The following is an 18,374-nucleotide window of genomic DNA, read 5'->3' on the forward strand; positions in this document are numbered from 1 at the left end:
GCAGGAAGTCCATGGGTGAACAGCAGCGCCATTCCGGAGCAGAGGTCGCTTCCTTCCTCCTGGAACGCGAGTCCGAGGTCATCGACTCGTGGCGGCGGCTGCCCTTCTTCGACTCCGGTGACGCCGACGCCGCGCAGATCGAGCGGGACTGCGGGGCCGTCATCCGCGCGCTCGCCGAGGCCGTGCGCACCGGGGACGGGGACGATCCTGCCGCAAGTCCGTTCAACGCGCTGCGCGGCCTCTTCATGGAGCTGGCAGGACGGCGAACCCGGCTCGGCGACACCGCCAGTGAGATCGCGGTGGAGGTCGGCAAGCTCAAGCGCCCGGTCGTGCGGCTGTGGAAGTCCGTGGAGGGCCAGCGCGGCGTCGAGGAGACCGCGCTGCTCGTCGACGCGCTCGGCACGCTGCGGGTGGCGGTCATGGAGATCGCCGTGGCCACCAGCGCCGAGCTGATCCAGCAGCAGCAGGAGCAGCTGCTGGAGCTGTCCACCCCGGTGATCCGGCTGTGGCGCGGCATCCTGGCCGTTCCGCTGATCGGCACCCTGGACAGCGCGCGCAGCCAGATCGCCATGGAGAGCCTGTTGCAGGCCATCGTCGACCAGAGCGCCGAGGTGGCGATCCTGGACATCACCGGTGTCTCCATGGTCGACACCATGGTGGCCCAGCACCTGCTCAAGACCGTGATGGCGGCCAGGATGATGGGCGCGGAGTGCATCATCAGCGGCATCCGCCCGCAGATCGCGCAGACCATGGTGCAGCTGGGGATCGACCTGGAGGAGGTCACCACCCGCGCCGGTCTCGCGGACGCGCTGGCCTTCGCGCTCGCCAAGATCGGCTACCAGGTCAGCGCCCCGAGCGGAACGGTCGGGCGGTGAACGCGCTGCCGCTGCTGCGGATCGGCGACATCCTGCTGGTCAGCATCCAGGTCGAGCTGCACGACGAGCTGGCGCTGCGGTTCCAGCGGGAACTGGCGGAGAAGGTCGCCGACGAGGGCGTCCGGGGCGTGATCATCGACATCTCCGCGCTGGAGATCGTCGACTCCTTCCTCGGCCGCGTGCTGCACGACATCGCCGCGACCACCTCGGTGCTGGCCGCGCGCACCGTCGTCGTGGGCATGCGGCCCGCCGTGGCGATCACCCTGGTGGAGCTGGGGCTGTCGCTGCACGGGCTGCGCACCGCGCTCAACGTCGAGGCCGGACTGCGCCAGCTGGGCATCCGCAGGCTCGACGTGTCCGGGGAGGCGCGATGAGCCGAGTCCTGGCGGCGGACACCATGCCGATCAGGTCCGAGGGTGACATCGTCGGAGTCCGGCAGCTGGTCCGCGAGCACGGTTCGGCCGCGGAGCTGTCGCTGGTCGAGCAGACGAAGCTGGTGACCGCCGCGAGTGAGCTGGCCCGCAACACCCTGCTGCACGGCGGGGGAGGCGAGGTGGAGGTGCGCTCCACCGAGGAGGACAAGCTGCGGACGATCCTGCTGCGCTTCGTCGACTCCGGTCCCGGCATCGAGGACCTGGAGCTGGCGCTGACCGACGGCTACACCACCGCGGGCGGGCTGGGGCTCGGCCTCGGCGGCACGCGCAGGCTGGCCAGCGAGTTCGAGATCGACTCGAAGCCCGGCGAAGGCACCACTGTCACGGTGCGCTTCCACACGCGGGTCCGCAGGTGAGCGAACGCCGGCTGGACATGCGGGTGAACGAGCCCAGCCACGTGGGCAGGGCGCGGGCGCTCGCGGTCGAGGCGGCCAAGCGCGCCGGGCTGTCGGAGGACTCGGTCGGCCAGGTGGCGCTCGCCGCGAGCGAGCTGGCGAGCAACCTGGTCAAGCACGCGGTCGACGGCATGCTGCTGGCCCAGCACGCGCCGGGCCGGCTGAACCTGGTCACGGTGGACCGGGGGCCGGGCATGCGCGATCCGAAGCGCTGCCTCACCGACGGGTTCTCCACCGCGGGGAGCATGGGCACGGGGATGGGCGCGATCCGCCGCGCTGCGGACTTCTTCGACCTCTACTCCTTGCGCGACAAGGGAACCGCGGTGCTCGCGCGGTGGCTCGAAGGCGGTGCCGACGCGGGTGCGGCCGGTATCGTGCTGCCCGCCCCGGGGGAGTCGGCCTGCGGTGACGGCTGGCGGGTCGCCGACGACGGCCGGCGGGTGACGGCCGTGCTCATCGACGGCTCCGGGCACGGAAGGGCCGCCGAGGCGGCCGCGGCCAGCGCCTTGCGGGTGGTCGACGAGTCGCCGTTCGTGCGGCCGCTGGACATGCTGGAGCTGATGCGCGAGCGGATCGCGCAGACGAGGGGGGCCGCGGCCGCGGTCGTGGCGATCGACCGCGAGGCCGGGGTGCTCCGCTTCGCCGGGGTGGGCAACATAGTGGTGAAGGTGCACGAACCCGGGGCGGAGCACAGCGTTCAGCTGGTGTCCTCCCCTGGCATAGTCGGCCACCGGGCCCAGCGCCACCGGCCGGTGGAGACGCTGCGGGAGTGGACGACGGAGACCATGGTGATCATGAACACCGACGGGATCAGCCAGCGGTGGTCGCTGGCGGACTGGCCCGGCGTGCGCGCGGTCGACCCGCTGCTGCTGGGAGCGCTGATCCTGTGGCAGGCCAACCGACTGCGGGACGACGCGGGGGTGCTCGTGCTCGCCGGGAACGGCGGCGGCCGATGAGCCAGGACAGGACCGATCTGGTCGTCCGCGAGGTCCGCGGCGAGGCCGACGCGGCGCGGCTGCGCGAGCTGGTGCTGCGCGTGGTCCTCCAGCTGCCCGTCGACGACGTGAACCGGGCCGAACTGCTCGTGGCGACCTCGCGGGAGCTGCGCGCGCTGGTCGGTGCCGGGGGCGGCACGGTGCGGATCGCGGTGGAGGACCTGCCCGAGGGGACACCGCTGCCGGTGCTCGGCGAGGAGCAGGAGCGGCTGGGCGAGGAGGCCCTGCTGGTCCCGCTGCTGCGGGTGATCACCGAGCAGCGCAAGGTGCTCGGCTGGCACCAGACCGAGCTGCAGCAGACCAACGCGGGCCTGCTCGCCCTGCACGCGGAGCTGGAGCAGCAGCGGCGCAGGCTCACCTTCCTCGACGAGATCAGCAGGATGCTGGTCACCTCGCTGGCCGAGGACGAGGTCCTGCAACGGCTGGTGCAGCACCTGGTGCGCGCGGGCTTCGCCGAGACGGCCACCGCGTGGGTGCCCGTCGAGGAGGTGCTGTCCTGCGCCGCCACGACCGAGGACGAGATCCCGCGCATGCCCTCGCAGCGGGTGGTCGCCGCCGCGCGGACGCACCGCACGCAGAGCGGTGAGGGCACGCTCGTGCTGCCGTTCCTGGTCGGCACCCAGAGCCTCGGCGTGCTCGAACTGCGGCGGCAGCAGCCCGACTACGACGAGGACGAGCGCGAGCTGGGCAACCACGTGGCCAGCCGTGCCGCCGTCGCCATGCGCAACGCCCGCGAGTACGAGCGCGAGCGCGACCTCGCCGAGACGCTGCAACGGGCGATGCTGCCCGCGCTGCCGCACCCGCCGGGCATGCGGGTCTGCGCGCGCTACCGCCCCGCGACGCGCGGCATCAACGTCGGCGGCGACTGGTTCGACGCGTTCACCCGGCCGGACGGGCGGCTCGTGCTCACCGTGGGCGATGTGACCGGGCACGGCATCGACGCGGCGCTGATGATGGGCCAGCTGCAGAAGGCGTTGCGCGCTTACGCGATCGAGGGGCACGGGCCCGCGACCACGCTCGGCCTGGTGCACAAGCTGATGCGGACGCAGGAGACCGACCTCTTCGCGACCGCGGTGCTGGCCGAGCTGGACCCGGAGACCGGGGTGCTGCGGTGGGCGGGCGCCGGGCACCTGCCGATGGCGTTGCGGTCCCCGGACGGCGCCGCGCGACTGCTCACCGAGCGGCAGGCTCCGCTGCTCGGACTGCCGTTGGCCAGCCTGGACGTGCCGGAGCACACCACGGTCATCGAGCCCGGTGGGGGCCTGCTGCTGTACACCGACGGTCTGGTCGAACGACGGCACTACGACATCGATACCGGTTTGAGACGTTTGACCGGTGCGTTTGCTGCCGATCCCGGTATCCAGGGGGAGCCGTTGGTCCGGTCGATGCTGGCCGATCTGTTGACGGACAGTCGGCACGAGGACGACATGTGTCTTCTCCTGTGCGAGCGAGTGGCACCTGAGAACCCTGATGCGGAGTGAGTGCGTGCCAGAGGCAGCGAGTTCGGAGTCCACGCGGACCGTCGTCCCGTTGCAACGCGATCCCGGAGCCTGCGCGGCGGTCCGGGCCCTCGTGACGCGGGTGCTCGGCGACTGGGCGATGCCGGAGGAGCTCGTGCGCGACGCTGTGCTGGTCGCGAACGAGCTGGTGGCCAACGCCGTCGAGCACGGCGAGGGTCAGGTGTGGTTCGGCCTGAGCAGGGTGGGAGCCGGTATCCGGATGGAGACCGGCGACAGCGGTGTCGAGCTGCCCCGCCTGCGCAGCACCGGCCCGACCGACGAGCGGCACCGCGGCCTGGTCATCGTCGGAGCGCTGAGCACCGGCTGGGGGATCGAGCACCACCCCGACGGCAAGGTCGTCTGGGCCACCATGACCCCCTGACCACCACGCCCGTGTTGAGCGTTTTGGCAACTCGTTGCGAAAGAGAGCGCTCCCCAATCGCAACAAGTAGCCAAAACGCGAAGGACCGCGTCGTGGGGTGGGGGTCAGGAGGGGCGGCCGCGCCAGTCGAGGCAGACCGCGACGGCGTCGTCCTCGGGGTCGGCTTCGCCGCCGAAGCGGCTGAGGTCGGCGAGGAGCGCGCGGACGGCTTCCGCCGCCGAGAGGTCCCTGGTGCTCGCCAGCAACGCGGACAGGAGCTCGTCGCCGTAGCTGCGCTCGCCGGAACGCGCTTCGTAGACACCGTCGCTGATGATCATCAGGCGGTCGCCCGGCACCAGCTCGAAGCGCTGCTCCAGGTAGTGGGTGCTGTCGAACATGCCCAGCGGCAGCTGCGGCTCCAACCGCATGTCCAGCACCTCATCGCCGCGCAGGCGCCAGATCTGCGGGGAGCCCGCGTCGATCACGGCGAGCCGCCCGGTGGCCAGCTCGATCTGCAGCAGCAGCGTGGACACGTGCTGCTTGCCGCCGTGCTGCGCCCAGATCGCCTGGTCGGCCAGTGCCGCCTGGTCGGCCAGTTCGACACCGGCGCGGCGGGCGTTGCGCAGCGCGTGGATGGCCAGGCTGGTCAGCAGCGCCGCGTCGACGCTCTCGCCCATGCCGTTGGTGACCGCGATGGTCAGGTGCTCCTCGTCGGAGCTCCAGTCGAAGTTGTCCCCGCGCACCGCGTAGGCGGGCTCCAGCTGACCGGCGAGGCTGAACTCCGCCTGGTCGAGGCCGCGGCCGGGCAGCAGGTCCCACTGCATCTCCGCGGCCAGGGTGAGCCGTTCGGTGCGGCGGGCCCTGCGGAAGCGGTCGGTGACGACCTCGGCGGCGACGAGCGCCTGCCCGACGCGCGCGGCGAGCTCGGTCAGCTCCGCGAGCTCGAGATCCCCCGGCGGTGTCCCCGCCCAGCGCAGGCGCAGCACGCCGAGGCGGTCACCCCTGACGCTGATCGGCAGGTGGTGGAAGTCCCCGTCGACCACCGTCCTCTGCTGGGCAAACGCGGTGCCGGCCGGGGAGGAAGGGACGGGGTGCCCGCCCGATCCCGGGTGCAGCACGGGCTCCAGGGAGCGCGACCGGTAGTCGGCAAGCAACACCTCGGCTTCCGCGGCTCCGTAGCGGGTGTGGAGAATGTCCCGCACGGCGTCGCCGAGGCTGTGCGCGGGCGCGCTCGCCATGGCACGCTCGACGTCAGCCAGCCGATGGGTCGGGTGCAACAGGTCCTCCTGGGGCGCCGGGCGCGGAATGGACGGCCCCGCCCGTGGCCGTTGTTCTAGTGGATGCCCCGAAAGCGGGGCGGAGATGTCGACTTCTCGTCAGAGTGGAGTATGACGCCGGTGCGGCACACCAACCACCAACCGGCCGACATCGCGGCCGCAGTGGAGGCTGCCGCGGAGGCCTTGGTGATCGTCTGGGGCCGCAGCTCGGAGCGCCTGCACCCGAAGGTCTCGCCGTCCCAGCTGCGCGCGCTGCTCGTGGTGGAGCAGCACGGCGCGCTCACCCTCGGCGGACTGGCGGAGGAGCTGGGCGCGATCCCGTCCTCGGCGAGCCGGCTGTGCGATCGGCTGCAGGCCGCGGGTCTGCTCGCGCGCACCACGGGGTCCACCGACCGCCGCGAGGTGTCGCTGCGGCTGACCAAGGACGGCCAGCGCCTGCTCGAGGAGCTGCGGTTGACCAGGCGGGAGGAGCTGGCCAGGGTGCTGGAGGCGATGAACCCGCAGGCCAGGGAGGCGCTGCTGGCGGGGTTGGACGCCTTCCGGGTGGCCGCCGTGCGCGCGGGGCTGCGCAGCGGGGAGACCGGCTAGCGCCGAGGAGTGCCCAGACCCGTGAAGCCTCGACATGCCGCCAGCCTCCAGAAGATGTTTGCCCTAGGGCAAGAATTCTAGCGAGCGACTGTTGCCCTTGTGCAAGTAGTAGGTCAAGTACCCCCTCGGCGTGTCCTCGTCAGCGGCTGGGCGGCGGCGCGACCGTGGTGCCCGCGGGGGTCGTCGCGGTCGTCGTCGGCGTCGTGGTGACGAGTCGCGCCGAGGTGGTCGTCGTCGGCGGGTCGTCCTGGCTCGGCACGGGCAGCACCACCGTGGGCACGACGATCGAGGGCAGCTGGATCAGCGACGGGCTCGGCGTGACCAGCGTGCTCCCGTTGATCACCGTGGTGGTCGGGACGAGCGTGACCGAGGTGCGGCCGGGCTGGTACTCCATCGGCCTGCCGTCGGGGTTGGTCTCGTAGCGCTGGTCCGCGCCGCCCTCGCCCGGGTGCGTCGCGCTGCCGTCCCTGCCGGGGGTGCCGGTGGAGGTGAGCTGGTCGGTCAGCAGGACGCCGAGCACGACCGCGATTGCCGCCGAGGTCGCCAGGGCCAGGGACCAGACCGGGAACGGAAGTCGGACGCCTCGCGCGGGGCTTCCCGGTGAAGAGGATTCGTGTTCCGGGGCGGTGTTGTCGGCGGGGAGGTCGGACAAAGGGGACTCCTGGGCAGGGCGCGACACACCGCCGCGCATGGCTCCCCGAACCGCGCGGTCATGTAATCACCGAGGCCCGCAAGGACTCGAATCCGTTCACTCGTCCGGGTGGTCCAGGTGGTGGATTGCCGCATCCCGGACTCCATGGGAAAAAGTCTTAACAAATTCCCCCGGGGACGGAGACCGTTCATGTTGAAGTGCACGTCAACCCTGGTCAGAAGCCTGGCAGTCGGTGCGGTGGCGGTGCTGGCGCTGGGCGTGGCGACACCGTCGGCGCTGGCCTACTCGGGGGCCTTCCACCACGCCCAGAGCGCGGGCAACCGGGGCGCGGACGTCACCGCCGTGCAGTACCTGCTGCGCCAGCACGGGCAGGCCACCACGGCGGTCGACGGGGTGTTCAGCGCGGACACCGCGACCGCCGTCAAAGCCTTCCAACAGGCCAAGTCCCTGCCCGCCGACGGCATCGTCGGGCCGAAGACCTGGGCCGCGCTCGTGGTCCAGGTGCGCGAGGGCGACAAGGGCGACGCCGTCTCCGCGTTGCAGGCGCAGCTCAACGCCAAGCGCAAGCTCTCGCTGAAGGTCACCGGCACCTTCGACGCCGCGACCAAGCAGGCCGTGACCAGCTTCCAGTCGCACGCGGGCATCGGCGCGGACGGCGTCGCGGGACCCATCACCTGGGAGAACCTGGTGTGGCACTTCGACTACCCGGACTTCGGCGCCGGGCTGTGCGACAAGGACCCCGACGGCAACGGCACCGCCAACTGGGGAACCGCGAGCACCGTCGCCCAGCTCGAATCGGCCGCTCGCACCTTCGCCGCGACCAACCAGGGCAAGATCCCGCTCGGTGACGTCAGCTACGAGCACGGCGGCGCGATCAACGGCCACTCCAGCCACCGCGTCGGCATGGACGTCGATCTCTGGCCCATCCGCACCGACAGCAAGCAGTGCTCGGCGGGGCGGATCACCTGGGAGTCCGCCACCTACGACCGCGCCGCGACCCGGCAGCTGGTCAAGGCGATCAGGGCGGCGGCGCCCGGTCACGTCAAGGTGGTCTGGTTCAACGACCCCGTGCTGATCAAGGAGGGCCTGACGCAGCCACTGGTCAACCACTCCAACCACCTGCACGTCCGCTACTGCGCGAAGGCCCACCCCAGCAGTCTCTACACCTGTTAGCTAACGGGTGTGCGCGACGAGCGCCGGGACGAAGGTGTGCCACAGCTGCCTCGGGACCTCGTGCCCCGCGCCCGCCAGGACCAGCAGTTCCGCGCCGGGGATCGCATCGCGCAGCGCTTCGCCGTGGGGCAGCGGGAACACGGGGTCGAACTCGCCGTGCACGACGAGCGCGGGCACGGCGATGTCCCCGAAACCGCCTGAGGTCGGGCCGTCGAAGTCGATGAGGAAGTGGTTGGTCAGGGCCGAGGCGATGTTCGTCGTCCGAGCCACGTCCTCTTCGACGAGCGCGCGCGTCGCGTGCTCGTCGAAGTGGGGCGAGCCGCCCGAGTACGCCCTGAGCAGGCCTACGACGAACTCCACGACGGCCGCGCTGTCGGTCGGGTCCGGGTTCTGCGAGGTGTGCGCGAGGAAGTCCTCGGACATCGGCGGCAGGTCCTCGCCGCCGGGCGTGGTGGTCACGAAGGTCAGCGACGCCACCCGGTCCGGGTGATCGACGCCGAGCGTCAGCGCGATCGCCCCGGCCATCGACCTGCCCACGACGTGCGCGCGCTCGACGCCCAGCGCGTCCAGGACTCCGACGGCGTCACGGGCCAAGTCCGACAAGGAATATCCGGGTTCGCCGGGCGGGTAGCTGACCGAGCGGCCGGTGTCGCGGTTGTCGTAGCGGATCACGAAGCGGCCCTGCTCGGCGATCGCCGAGCAGAGGTCGTTCTCCCAGCCGAGCATCGACGCGCCCGCGCCGTGGATCAGCAGGATCGCCGGGTGGGTCGCGTCGCCGAAGGTCTCCACGCACAGCCGCACGCCGTTCGCGGTGATCAGTTCTTCCATCGGCTTCTCCTTGCTGGTCATGGGGATGCTGGTCACAGGACTGCCGTGATCGCCGGGCCGTCGCGGAGCACGCCGCGCACCTCGTCGGCGGAGACCGAGTGCGGGTCGAACGCGGTGAGGCACCAGGTCGCCCCGGCCCGGACGTAGGCCGAGACGTCGGCGCCGGGCTCGACCTCCGCCACGAAGTCGTAGGGCCGGTCGTCCCCGGCGCGCAGGTCGTTGACCTGGCTCACCGCCTCGGCGAACTCGTCGGGCGAAGTCAGGTTGACGGGGAAGAACCCGTCGAGGCGGGCGGCCCTGCGCATTGGCCGGATCTTGCCCGGGAAACCCGCCGCCCACACCGGGATGCCTTCCGGTCGCACCGGCGTCGGCAGGAACCGGATGCCGTCGACGGTGTAGTGCTCGCCGTGGTGGTGCACGGTCTCGCCGGACCACGCGGCGGCCAGGATGTCCAAGGCTTCATCGAGCTTTCGGGCGCGCACGCGGTCGTCGGCCTCCTCGCCGGTGCGGGAGAACTCTTCGCCGAAACGGTCGCTGCCCAGGCCGACGCCGAGGGTGAGCCGCCCGTTGCCGAGCCGGTCGAGCGTCACGGTCTCCCTGGCCAGCTTCGTGGGCCTGCGCCGGGCGATCGCCGAGACCATCGGCCCGAACCGCAGCTTCTCGGTGGCCGTGGCGACGGCGGCGAGGGTGATCCACGGGTCAGCCGTCTCGCGCACCGGCTCGCGCCAGCGGATGTGGTCCCAGACGAAGAGCCCGGACCAGCCCGCCTCCTCGGCCTCGGCGGCGAGGCGGGTGATCAGCATCGGGTCGGCCAGCTCGTCGAAGAGCGGCAGCCAGAGCGCGCACTTGGTCATGCGAGAAACGCTAAGGACGCGAAGACATCAAGAAAAGCGATTGATAGTGATCAAAGCGATCAGCCACGCTGATAATTCGGCGCTGTGGTGACCTTCGAGTTGCGGCATCTGGCGACCCTCGACGCGGTCGTCGAGGAGGGCACGTTCGGCAGGGCCGCCCAGCGCCTCGGCTACACGCAGTCCGCGGTGAGCCAGCAGATCGCCGCGCTGGAGCGGGCGGTCGGCGGCGCGGTGTTCGACCGGCCGGGCGGGCCGAAGGCGGTGCGGCTGACCCCGCTCGGCGCGGTGGTGCTCGCGCACGGCCGGGAGCTGCTGGCCCGCGCCGCGTCGACGGCCGAGGCCGTGGAGCGGTTCAACGCGGGTGAGGGCCGGGTGGACATCGGCACCTTCCAGAGCGTCACCAACGAGATCCTGCCGCCCGTGGTGCGGCGGATTCGGGACGAGCTCCCGGCCGCGGACATCCGGCTGTTCGAGGAGGAGACCGATCCGCCGCTGTCGGACGGCCTCGACCTGCTGTTCTTCGACGGCCGGATCGGCGGCGACGTCGAGCAGACCAAGGTGATCGAGGACCCGTACGTGCTCGTCGCGCGGCGCGGTGACTTCCCGGACGGGCCGGTGCCGCTCGAAGCCCTGCACGGGAGGCCGATGGTGGCCCAGCCGCCGATCTGCGACCAGGCGCGGGTGGAGCGGGTGTACGCCGAGGCCGGGGTGGCGCCGCGGATCGTGTTCCGGACAGCCGACAACCGCGGGGTCATCTCGATGGTCCGCGCGGGCATGGGTGTTGCAGTCATGCCCTTGCTGGCGCTCGATCTCCGCGCGGACAACGAGATCCTGTGCACGCACGAGCTGGTCCCGGTGCTCGCCCTGCGCGAGATCTACCTCGCCTGGCACGCGGGGCGGACCCTGTCACCGCTGGCGCGCCGCGTCCTCGACATCACCCTTGAGGTCACCAGGGACATCGCGGCGCGGTGGCCGCTCAGCGCAGGTGGCGGTAGCCGGGGTGGACGCCGGGGATGAGGTTGTGGGCGGCGGAGAGGCGGCCGAGGAGCTGGGCGAGGACGTCGCGCTCGTCCTGCGACAGCGGCGCGCAGACCTCCTCGTTGTGCTCCACGGAGATCAGCATCGCCTGGCGCAGCATGGCTGTGCCCTTGTCGGTCAGGTGCAGCGCGTAGGCACGGCGGTCCGTGGGGTTGCGCCTGCGCTCGACGAGCCCCCGTCCCTCCAGGTCGTCGATGAAGGAGACCATCCGGCTCGGCACCACGCCCATGCGCTCGCCCAGTTCCTGCTGCGACGCGCCTTCGGCCGCCGAGATCATCCGCAGCAGGCCGACGTGCCTGGGCTCGATCTCCAGCGGCCGCAGCCGCTCGGCGAAGCGCTGCGCCCCGAACGCCCCCAGCTGGGAGAGCAGGAACGCCACGCCCTTCGGTGTCTCCATGCCCCAGACACTACCGCTGAGAAACCATTCAGGTCACGAATGGTTTCTTTGTGGAAGTCACAGGGGAGGAGTCACCGTGAGCCGTCAGTTCAAGCCCAAGGCGCGCAAACTCGCGCTGCTCGTGCACGTGCTGTTCGGGGTCGCCTGGATCGGCTTCGAGGTGATGGCGCTGATCCTCGCGATCACGGGTGTGACCACGGAGAACCCGCGCGTGCTGCACGCCGCCTACGTGGTGCTCGGCGAGTTCGGGCCCGCGCTCTACGCGCCCTTCAGCTTCGGCACGCTGGTGAGCGGCATCGTGCTCTCGGTGGGCACGCACTGGGGGCTGGTGAAGCACTACTGGGTCGTCGCCAAGATCGCGATCAACGTGGCGACGCTGCTCGGCGGCAACCTGGCGATCGCCGGGCTGATGCGCGAGGCGGGCCAGCGCGTGCTGGGCGCTGACATCGCCACCCTCGACGCCTCGGTCGTCGGCTCGATCCAGAACTCCCTCCTGATGAACGCGATCGTGGTGATCACGTTGCTGGTCTTCGCGACCGTGCTCTCCTACTACAAGCCCTGGGGCAAGCTCAGGCGAGCACAGGCCGCGCCATCGGGTGCGGCTGCCCGGCGAGGAAACCGGCAACCGCGACCCCAGCAGCGGCAGACCACGCTTGTGGGCGGCACGCGGCCGGGTACGCCGTGACCGGATCGCCGTCAGCGGCGCTGTCCCCGCCGTAGAGCTCGGGCAGGCGGTAGTCGAAGGCTTCCCCGGCCGCGAGGAGCCCTTCGGCGAGCACCATCGCCCGCTCCTGCTGGCCCTCGGCGAGCAGGCCGAAGATCGCGATCGCCGTGTCGTGCGGCCAGACGCTGCCGCAGTGGTAGCTCAGCGGGTTGTACCCGGCCGTGTCGGCGGAGAGCGTGCGCAGACCGTAGCCGGAGTTCATGTCCTTGCGCACCAGGATCTCCGCGACCAACTCCGCCTCGGGCGAGGAGAGGATGCCGGTGCCGAGCAGGTGGCCCATGTTGGACGACGGCCCGGTGACCGCGCGCTTCTGGCCGTCCAGCGCGATCGCCGGGTACCTGCCGAACTTGTCGCTCACCCAGAACGCCGCGCGGAAGCGCTCGCGCAGCGCCGCCGCCCAGTCCCGCCACCGCTGCCCGCCGGGTTCGCCCAGCGCGTCCAGCACTTCGGCGCCCCCGAGCGCGGCCGCGTGCGCGTAGCCCTGGACCTCGCACAGCGCGAGCGGTCGGCTCGCGATCCGGCCGTCGCCCCAGCGGACTCCGTCGGAGGAGTCCTTCCAGCCCTGGTTCGCCAGGCCCGCGCCGTCAGAGCCCGCGTACTCGCAGAAGCCGTCTCCGTCCGCGTCACCGGGACCGGCGATCCATTCCAGCGCGGTGAGCAGGTGCGGGAGCAGCGGGCGGACGCGCTCGATGTCGCCCTCGGCGCGCCACAGGTCGTGCAGCAGGCACACCCACAGCGCGGTTGAGTCGACGCTTCCGTAGTACAGCGGCGGAAGCGTCAGTCCGGGCAGCTTCAGCTCGCCTCGGCGCACCTCGTGGAGGATCTTGCCGGGCTGCTCTTCGGTGACGGGGTCCTCGCGCCTGCCTTGACGCGCGGCGAGCGCCCACAGCGTGCCCAGGGCGAGATCCCGGTTGTTGGGCAGCAAAAGCCTTGCAGCCCAAAGGGAATCTCGGCCGAAGAGGGTGAAGAACCACGGGCTGCCCGCTGCCAGGAACGCGGCTCCTGGCTGTTGCGGGTCGGCGAGCAGGAGACCGTCGAGGTCGGCGAGACCGCGTTCGGCCAGCCGCGCGGCTCGGTGATCTGTTGTGACGATCTTGGTGAGTTTCGGCGGATTCGCTGGCCTGCGCGGGAGAAAGCCATCCGCGCCGTCCTCTGCCGCGGCCACGGCGAGTTCGGTCCGCCAGCTCGCCCCTGGCTCCAGCGACATCCGCCACGTGATCACGGCTGAGTCCACTGTGGACTCGGCGACTCCGTCGAAGCGGAGTTCCACGCGGACGCCGTCGTTCTCCCAGCGCGCCAAGGACTTCTCGACGGTCGGGGTCAGCGGGCGGGGTACGGCGCCGGACTTGACGGCGGTGATCGCGGCGAGGTCGGTCGCGGCGATGACCCGCACGGTCGCGGTCACCGGGGTCGAACCGGAGTTGATCAGCTCGAAGCGCTCGACCAGGTCGGTGTCGGTGAGCTGGCGTTCGCGGCGCAGGTGCAGTTTCGGGTCCGCGGACGGCTCGCCGAGTCCACGCAGCACGCAGAGGAACCGCGCCCGCTCAGCCTCCTCGGCTCGGTGGGCGACGCGCGTCGGGGCGACCCCGTCCACGTCGACCTCCAGCCGGGACAACACCCGGCGGTCGTCGCGGTAGAAGCCCTGGGCGCCTTCGGCCCGCAGTTGCCCGTCCGCCGCGCTGAGAACGGCGGACGGCGCGCGCAGCACCGTGACGAGTTCGTGCAGCGTCGGTTGCAGGTAGACCCGGTCAGCCACTGGCAGCTCCTGGTGTGCGCTCTTGACAAATCCTGTGACGGCGTTCACTCTTCCGCGCCATATGAACGTTCAAATCGTCGCCGCAGGGGTTGTTTGAACGTTCATATCGGCGATGCGACACAGTCTGACACCTCGGCGGCGAACTTGGGAGGGGCTTTCATGACCGGCAACCGCGCAGGGGCGACTCTGGAGCAGGTGGCGGCGCACATCGGGGTGTCACGGCAGACCGTCTCCAACGCGCTCAACGCTCCGCACAGGCTGCACCCGGACACGTTGGAGCGCGTCCAGGCGGCGATCGAGGAGCTGGGGTACCGGCCCAACCGCAGTGCGCGCGGCCTGCGAACGCGGAGCAGCGGGATGATCGGCTACCGGATGACCCCGCGCGACCGGGGAGTCCTCACGCCCCTGATGGACGACTTCCTGCACGCCCTGTGCGCTGCGGCGGAGGCGCGTGATCGGCACGTTCTGCTGTTCACGGCGCCGCTCGGGGACGAGGGGCTGAAGGTCTACGAGGATCTGCTCGCCCAGCGCGCGGTCGACGCCTTCGTGCTGGCCGAGACGGTGGTGGGCGATCCCCGGCCGGGTTGGCTGGCTGAGCAGGGTGTGCCGTTCGCGGCGTTCGGTCGCACGTGGGGTCCCGGTCAGGCTGGCGCGTGGGTGGACGTCGACGGCGCGCACGGCATGGCTCAGGTCGTCGAGCACCTGCATTCCCTCGGTCACCGGCGGATCGGTTTCCTGGGGTGGCGGGAGGGCGACGGTGTCGGCGACGACCGGCTGCGCGGCTGGCGCGACTCGGCCGAGGGCTTCGGTCTGTCCACAGAGGACGGTCTGATCATTCGTGGTGCCAACACGATCGATGCCGGGCGCAGTGGTGCTGCGGTGTTGTTGGACTCGGCTGAGCCGCCGACCGCGCTGGTCGCGGTGAGTGACGCGGTCGCGCTCGGCGCGCTGGCGCTGCTTGCGGAGCGCGGTGTCGCGGCCGGGACCGGTGTCGCGGTCACGGGCTTCGACGACAGCCCGCTCGCGTCGGCCACCCTGCCGGGGCTGACGAGCGTGCGGCAGCCGTTGGAGCGGGTCGCCGAACACATCTTGTTGTTGCTGGACAACCAATCCGTGAGCGGATCGCTGCTGCGCCCCGAACTGGTGGTGCGAGCGAGCAGCGGGAGGAGATGACATGAACCGACGACGGCGCCACATCGGGGTGGCGCTGGCGGCCTCCCTGCTCTTGGCCGGCTGCGGCGAGGGTTTCGACGACGCTCCGGGACAACAAGCCTCTGGGCCGGCGACGCTGCAAGTGCTGCTCGGGTCGGCGACGAGCGTCGAGCTGGAGGCCACGAGGTCGATCATGCAGACCTGGGCGCAGCGCACCGGCAACAGGGTGAACGTGGTGGCTTCGGCGGATCTGCCGCAGCAGCTGGGGCAGGGCTTCGCCGGTGGCACTCCGCCGGACCTGTTCGTGCTGGAGCCCGGCGCTTTCTCCCGCTACGCCCAGCCCGGCGCGCTGCACACCTACGCGGAGCGGCTGCCGGGAGCCGACGACATCTACCCCAACCTGCGCTCGATCTTCACCCACGACGGCAAGTTCGTGTGCGCTCCCAAGGACTTCTCCACGTTGGCACTGGTGATCGACACCGAGGCGTGGACGGGCGCCGGGCTCACCGACGCCGACCTGCCGAAGGACTGGGCGCAGCTGGAGGCGGTGGCCAAGCGGCTCACGACGCCGAAGCGCAAGGGCTTGGTGCTGATGGACGACGTCGACCGCATCGGTGTGTTCCTCAAGCAGGCGGGCGGGTGGCTGGTCGATCCGAGCGGCAAGAAGGCCACTGTGGACAGTCGGCAGAATCTCCAAGCCCTGCACTACGTCCAGCGCTTGTTGCGGTCGGGGAGCACGGCGTTCGCCAAGCAGATCGATTCCGGCTGGAGCGGCGAAGCGCTCGGCAAGGGCAGCGCGGCCATGGTCGTCGAGGGCAACTGGGTGATCGGCGCGCTGAGCAAGGACTACCCGCAGCGCAAGTGGCGCGCGGTGGAACTGCCAGCGGGCCCGGCGGGCAAGGGGACGCTCGCGTTCACCAACTGCTGGGGCATCCCGTCGGTGAGCAAGAACCGGCAGGCAGCGGAGAGCCTGGTCGCGCACCTCACCGACGTCTCGCAGCAGAACGCGCTCGGCGAGGGCTTCGGCGTGATCCCGTCTCGACGCCTCGCCGCGAGCCTGTTCGCGCGCTCGCACCCGGAGCAGCAGGCGTTCCTCGCCGGGGCCGACTACGCGCAGGGCGAGCCGACCGCGAAGGGCCTGGAGTCGGTGCTGAAGGACTTCGACGCGCAGCTGCTCGGCCTCACCAGCGGCACCGACCCCAAGGCGATACTGGCGTCCACGCAGCGCAACGCCGAACAGGTGCTCGGCCGGTGACCAGCACGGGGGTGAGCGCCAAGCGTCGGGAGGCGGTGGCGGGGTGGATGTTCGCGGCGCCGGGGATCGCGCTGTTGGCGACGTTCGTGCTGCTGCCGATGCTGTTGGCGCTGTGGGTCAGCGTGCTGGACTGGGACGGCACGTACAGCCCGCTCTCCGGCAAGGCGCCGGTGGTGGGGTTGGACAACTACGCGGCCCTGCTGACCGAGGACGGGTTGGCACGGCGTGACTTCGCGTTGAGCGTGCGCAACACCTTCTACTTCGTGGTGATCTCAGTACCCGTTCAGACCGTGCTCGCGCTCGGGCTGGCGATGGTGGTGCACAACAGGACGCTGCGCGGGCGCGGGTTCTTCCGCGCGGCGTTCTACTTCCCGTCGGTCACCAGCGCGGTGGCGATCTCGGTGGTCTTCCTGTTCCTGTTCTCGGGTTCCGGCGCGATCAACGCGGTGCTCGGCTTCCTCGGCATCGACGGGCCGACGTGGTTCGCCGACCCTCGTGGCGTGGTGCACGAACTGCTCGGAGCGCTGGGCTTGGTCGACCCGTCCGCGCCGCCGGAGTGGCTGAGCGGGACGAGGCTGTGGGGCCTGACGCTGTGGGAGTGGCTGTCGGGGCCGTCCGTGGCGATGTCGGCGGTGACGCTGCTGATGATCTGGACGACCTCGGGGAACTTCATGCTGATCTTCCTGGCGGCGTTGCAGAACCTGCCGGAGGACGTGCTGGAGGCGGCGGACGTGGACGGCACCACGCGTTGGCAGCGGCTGACCAAGGTCACCGTGCCGATGCTGATGCCGACGGTCTTCGTGGTGCTGACGATGGGCCTGATCGGCAGCTGGCAGGTCTTCGACCAGATCTACGTGATGGGTCAGGGCAACCCCGCCAAGACCACGCTGACCCCGGCCTTCCTGTCCTACCAGCGATCTTTCGCGGAGGGCTCCTACGGCCTCGGCGCGGCGATCGCCTTCCTGCTCTTCGCGATCATCGTCGTGCTGACCTGGGCGCAGCGCCGCCTGCTCCGCGACGGGAGGACGTCATGAAACGCGTGTTAGCTTACGCGGTTCTGTTCGTCGGCACGGTCTGCTACCTGGGGCCGTTCGTGATCCAGCTGGTCACCACTTTCAAGACCGACGCGGACGCGGTGGCCAACCCCCTGTCGCTCGTGCCCGACCCCTTCTCGACCGCCTCCTACGAGCGCGTGGCGACCGATCCGTCCGTGGAGGTGCCGCGCTGGCTGGCGAACTCCGTGCTGGTGACGCTGTGCGTGACCTTCGGGCGGCTGCTCGTGGACGCCATGGCGGGCTACGCGCTGGCCCGGCTGCGCTGGCCCGGCCGCAAGCTCGTGTTCTCCGGGGTGCTGGCGTTGGCGGCGGTGCCCGCGGTGGTGCTGCTGATCCCGAAGTTCCTGCTGCTGCGCCAGTTCTCGATGTACAACTCCTACCTCGGCATGATCCTGCCGCTGATCACCGACGCGATCGGGATCTTCCTGCTCAAGCAGGCGTTCGAGCAGGTTCCGCGCGAGGTCGAGGAGGCCGCCCGGATCGACGGCGCCGGGGTGGTGCGCACCTGGTGGAACGTGGTGCTGCCGATGGTCCGGCCCGCGCTGGCCACGCTCGCGGTGCTGGCCTTCCAGAACTCCTGGAACGAGTTCGCGCACTTCCTGGTGTCCACTTCGGACACCCGCTACGAGACGTTGACGCTCGGCCTGGCCCGGTTGGTCAGCGGCGCGCTCGGCGAGGGCCAGCAGCTCCCGCTCAAGCTCACCATCGCCCTGGTCTCCACGATCCCCGTAGCCGTGGTCTTCCTGCTGGCCCAACGCCACTTCATCCGCAACCAACTGGGCGGCGCCGTCAAGGGCTGACGCCGTTGGCTCTCGGCCCGCGCGCGTCCAGGTGGCGGGTGCGTGTGCAGGGGTTGGTGCCTCAAGGGTGGTTGGGCGGGGATGGCGGCAGACATCGGCCCCCGACCACCCGATGCTGGTCCCCGACAACGGAACCGTGCTGGGTCGGCAGGAGCTCGCACCGTGGGGGGCGTGGGGGGCTCGGCCCCCCAACATGGTGAGGAGACGGCGAAGGTCGCGCAGCGACCGAACACGCCGACGGAGGAAGCGGTCGGGCGTAGGTCGCC

Annotated in this window: 20 protein-coding genes; 14 read left to right on the plus strand and 6 right to left on the minus strand. The window is 70.9% G+C overall.

Annotated features, from left to right (window positions below; translation table 11 throughout):
• Window positions 1–11: 11 nt before the first annotated feature.
• Genes CCN37_RS18550 through CCN37_RS18575 form a run of 6 tightly spaced genes read left to right on the plus strand, consistent with a single transcriptional unit; the run spans window position 12 to window position 4,580 of the window.
• A complete protein-coding gene (locus CCN37_RS18550; protein WP_086822401.1) occupies window positions 12–875 on the plus strand; it encodes an STAS domain-containing protein in 864 nt (287 codons plus the stop codon).
• Complete coding sequence (locus CCN37_RS18555; RefSeq protein WP_086822404.1) at window positions 872–1,249, plus strand: STAS domain-containing protein; 378 nt, start codon at window positions 872–874, stop codon at window positions 1,247–1,249. The genes CCN37_RS18550 and CCN37_RS18555 overlap by 4 nt, the downstream gene beginning before the upstream one ends.
• The gene (locus tag CCN37_RS18560; protein ID WP_086822407.1) at window positions 1,246–1,665 is read left to right on the plus strand and encodes an anti-sigma regulatory factor; all 420 of its coding nucleotides are present in this window, start codon (window positions 1,246–1,248) and stop codon (window positions 1,663–1,665) included. The genes CCN37_RS18555 and CCN37_RS18560 overlap by 4 nt, the downstream gene beginning before the upstream one ends.
• Window positions 1,662–2,660, plus strand: coding sequence for an ATP-binding protein (locus tag CCN37_RS18565; RefSeq protein WP_086822410.1), 999 nt, complete (start codon window positions 1,662–1,664; stop codon window positions 2,658–2,660). Before CCN37_RS18560 ends, CCN37_RS18565 begins: the two co-directional genes overlap by 4 nt.
• Complete coding sequence (locus tag CCN37_RS18570) at window positions 2,657–4,180, plus strand: PP2C family protein-serine/threonine phosphatase (protein WP_086822412.1); 1,524 nt, start codon at window positions 2,657–2,659, stop codon at window positions 4,178–4,180. The genes CCN37_RS18565 and CCN37_RS18570 overlap by 4 nt, the downstream gene beginning before the upstream one ends.
• Window positions 4,181–4,184: 4 nt before the next feature.
• Window positions 4,185–4,580, plus strand: coding sequence for an ATP-binding protein (locus tag CCN37_RS18575; protein ID WP_168200730.1), 396 nt, complete (start codon window positions 4,185–4,187; stop codon window positions 4,578–4,580).
• A gap of 104 nt (window positions 4,581–4,684) precedes the next feature.
• On the opposite strand, the gene CCN37_RS18580 is transcribed toward CCN37_RS18575, so the two are convergent.
• On the minus strand, window positions 4,685–5,836 hold the full coding sequence (locus CCN37_RS18580) for a PP2C family protein-serine/threonine phosphatase (protein WP_246843125.1): 1,152 nt from the start codon (window positions 5,834–5,836) through the stop codon (window positions 4,685–4,687).
• Between the two features lie 120 nt (window positions 5,837–5,956).
• Between CCN37_RS18580 and CCN37_RS18585 the strand changes: the two genes are divergently transcribed.
• On the plus strand, window positions 5,957–6,424 hold the full coding sequence (locus tag CCN37_RS18585) for a MarR family winged helix-turn-helix transcriptional regulator (RefSeq protein WP_210408100.1): 468 nt from the start codon (window positions 5,957–5,959) through the stop codon (window positions 6,422–6,424).
• Between the two features lie 139 nt (window positions 6,425–6,563).
• Here CCN37_RS18585 and CCN37_RS18590 read toward each other — a convergent pair whose 3' ends face one another.
• The gene (locus CCN37_RS18590) at window positions 6,564–7,076 is read right to left on the minus strand and encodes a hypothetical protein (RefSeq protein WP_086822423.1); all 513 of its coding nucleotides are present in this window, start codon (window positions 7,074–7,076) and stop codon (window positions 6,564–6,566) included.
• 189 nt (window positions 7,077–7,265) lie between these two features.
• On the opposite strand from CCN37_RS18590, the gene CCN37_RS18595 reads away from it, so the two are divergent.
• Window positions 7,266–8,249: a penicillin-insensitive murein endopeptidase gene (locus CCN37_RS18595; protein WP_210408101.1), complete on the plus strand. Its 984-nt coding sequence runs from the start codon at window positions 7,266–7,268 to the stop codon at window positions 8,247–8,249.
• Here the strand turns inward: CCN37_RS18595 and CCN37_RS18600 are convergent, their stop codons facing one another.
• A complete protein-coding gene (locus tag CCN37_RS18600; RefSeq protein WP_246843126.1) occupies window positions 8,250–9,113 on the minus strand; it encodes an alpha/beta fold hydrolase in 864 nt (287 codons plus the stop codon).
• Window positions 9,110–9,931, minus strand: coding sequence for an LLM class flavin-dependent oxidoreductase (locus tag CCN37_RS18605; RefSeq protein WP_086822426.1), 822 nt, complete (start codon window positions 9,929–9,931; stop codon window positions 9,110–9,112). The genes CCN37_RS18600 and CCN37_RS18605 overlap by 4 nt, the downstream gene beginning before the upstream one ends.
• 84 nt (window positions 9,932–10,015) lie before the next feature.
• Here CCN37_RS18605 and CCN37_RS18610 point away from each other — a divergent pair, with 84 nt between their 5' ends.
• Window positions 10,016–10,948 (plus strand): LysR family transcriptional regulator, encoded by a 933-nt coding sequence (locus tag CCN37_RS18610; RefSeq protein ID WP_086822429.1) that lies wholly within the window; start codon window positions 10,016–10,018, stop codon window positions 10,946–10,948.
• Here the strand turns inward: CCN37_RS18610 and CCN37_RS18615 are convergent.
• Window positions 10,908–11,366 (minus strand): MarR family winged helix-turn-helix transcriptional regulator, encoded by a 459-nt coding sequence (locus CCN37_RS18615; protein WP_086822432.1) that lies wholly within the window; start codon window positions 11,364–11,366, stop codon window positions 10,908–10,910. The two genes, CCN37_RS18610 and CCN37_RS18615, sit on opposite strands and share 41 nt — an antisense overlap.
• Window positions 11,367–11,442: 76 nt before the next feature.
• On the opposite strand from CCN37_RS18615, the gene CCN37_RS39060 reads away from it, so the two are divergent.
• Window positions 11,443–12,051, plus strand: coding sequence for a hypothetical protein (locus tag CCN37_RS39060; RefSeq protein ID WP_143261672.1), 609 nt, complete (start codon window positions 11,443–11,445; stop codon window positions 12,049–12,051).
• On the opposite strand, the gene CCN37_RS18620 is transcribed toward CCN37_RS39060, so the two are convergent.
• Entirely contained in the window at window positions 11,936–13,846 is a 1,911-nt protein-coding gene (locus CCN37_RS18620; protein WP_210408102.1) for a glycogen debranching N-terminal domain-containing protein, read from the minus strand. The genes CCN37_RS39060 and CCN37_RS18620 overlap by 116 nt on opposite strands.
• Window positions 13,847–14,005: 159 nt before the next feature.
• On the opposite strand from CCN37_RS18620, the gene CCN37_RS18625 reads away from it, so the two are divergent.
• From CCN37_RS18625 to CCN37_RS18640, 4 genes are read left to right on the plus strand one after another with little or no spacing between them, the layout of a single operon-like run.
• Window positions 14,006–15,019, plus strand: coding sequence for a LacI family DNA-binding transcriptional regulator (locus CCN37_RS18625; RefSeq protein ID WP_086822435.1), 1,014 nt, complete (start codon window positions 14,006–14,008; stop codon window positions 15,017–15,019).
• Window position 15,020: 1 nt separating this feature from the next.
• Window positions 15,021–16,253: an extracellular solute-binding protein gene (locus CCN37_RS18630; protein WP_086822438.1), complete on the plus strand. Its 1,233-nt coding sequence runs from the start codon at window positions 15,021–15,023 to the stop codon at window positions 16,251–16,253.
• Window positions 16,250–17,287 (plus strand): carbohydrate ABC transporter permease, encoded by a 1,038-nt coding sequence (locus CCN37_RS18635; protein WP_246843127.1) that lies wholly within the window; start codon window positions 16,250–16,252, stop codon window positions 17,285–17,287. The genes CCN37_RS18630 and CCN37_RS18635 overlap by 4 nt, the downstream gene beginning before the upstream one ends.
• Complete coding sequence (locus CCN37_RS18640; protein ID WP_086822441.1) at window positions 17,284–18,108, plus strand: carbohydrate ABC transporter permease; 825 nt, start codon at window positions 17,284–17,286, stop codon at window positions 18,106–18,108. The genes CCN37_RS18635 and CCN37_RS18640 overlap by 4 nt, the downstream gene beginning before the upstream one ends.
• Window positions 18,109–18,374: the final 266 nt, after the last annotated feature.

The sequence above is a fragment of the Allokutzneria sp. NRRL B-24872 genome, assembly GCF_002155965.1.
GTDB lineage: Bacteria > Actinomycetota > Actinomycetes > Mycobacteriales > Pseudonocardiaceae > Allokutzneria.

Bases quoted from the DNA above. Each gene is read 5' to 3' on its own strand.
- CCN37_RS18605 (WP_086822426.1), bottom strand. From the start codon at position 9,931: ATGACCAAGTGCGCGCTCTGGCTGCCGCTCTTCGACGAGCTGGCCGAC.
- CCN37_RS18625 (WP_086822435.1), top strand. From the start codon at position 14,006: ATGACCGGCAACCGCGCAGGGGCGACTCTGGAGCAGGTGGCGGCGCAC.
- CCN37_RS18595 (WP_210408101.1), top strand. From the start codon at position 7,266: ATGTTGAAGTGCACGTCAACCCTGGTCAGAAGCCTGGCAGTCGGTGCG.
- CCN37_RS18550 (WP_086822401.1), top strand. From the start codon at position 12: ATGGGTGAACAGCAGCGCCATTCCGGAGCAGAGGTCGCTTCCTTCCTC.
- CCN37_RS18560 (WP_086822407.1), top strand. From the start codon at position 1,246: ATGAGCCGAGTCCTGGCGGCGGACACCATGCCGATCAGGTCCGAGGGT.
- CCN37_RS18570 (WP_086822412.1), top strand. From the start codon at position 2,657: ATGAGCCAGGACAGGACCGATCTGGTCGTCCGCGAGGTCCGCGGCGAG.
- CCN37_RS18615 (WP_086822432.1), bottom strand. From the start codon at position 11,366: ATGGAGACACCGAAGGGCGTGGCGTTCCTGCTCTCCCAGCTGGGGGCG.
- CCN37_RS18630 (WP_086822438.1), top strand. From the start codon at position 15,021: ATGAACCGACGACGGCGCCACATCGGGGTGGCGCTGGCGGCCTCCCTG.
- CCN37_RS18640 (WP_086822441.1), top strand. From the start codon at position 17,284: ATGAAACGCGTGTTAGCTTACGCGGTTCTGTTCGTCGGCACGGTCTGC.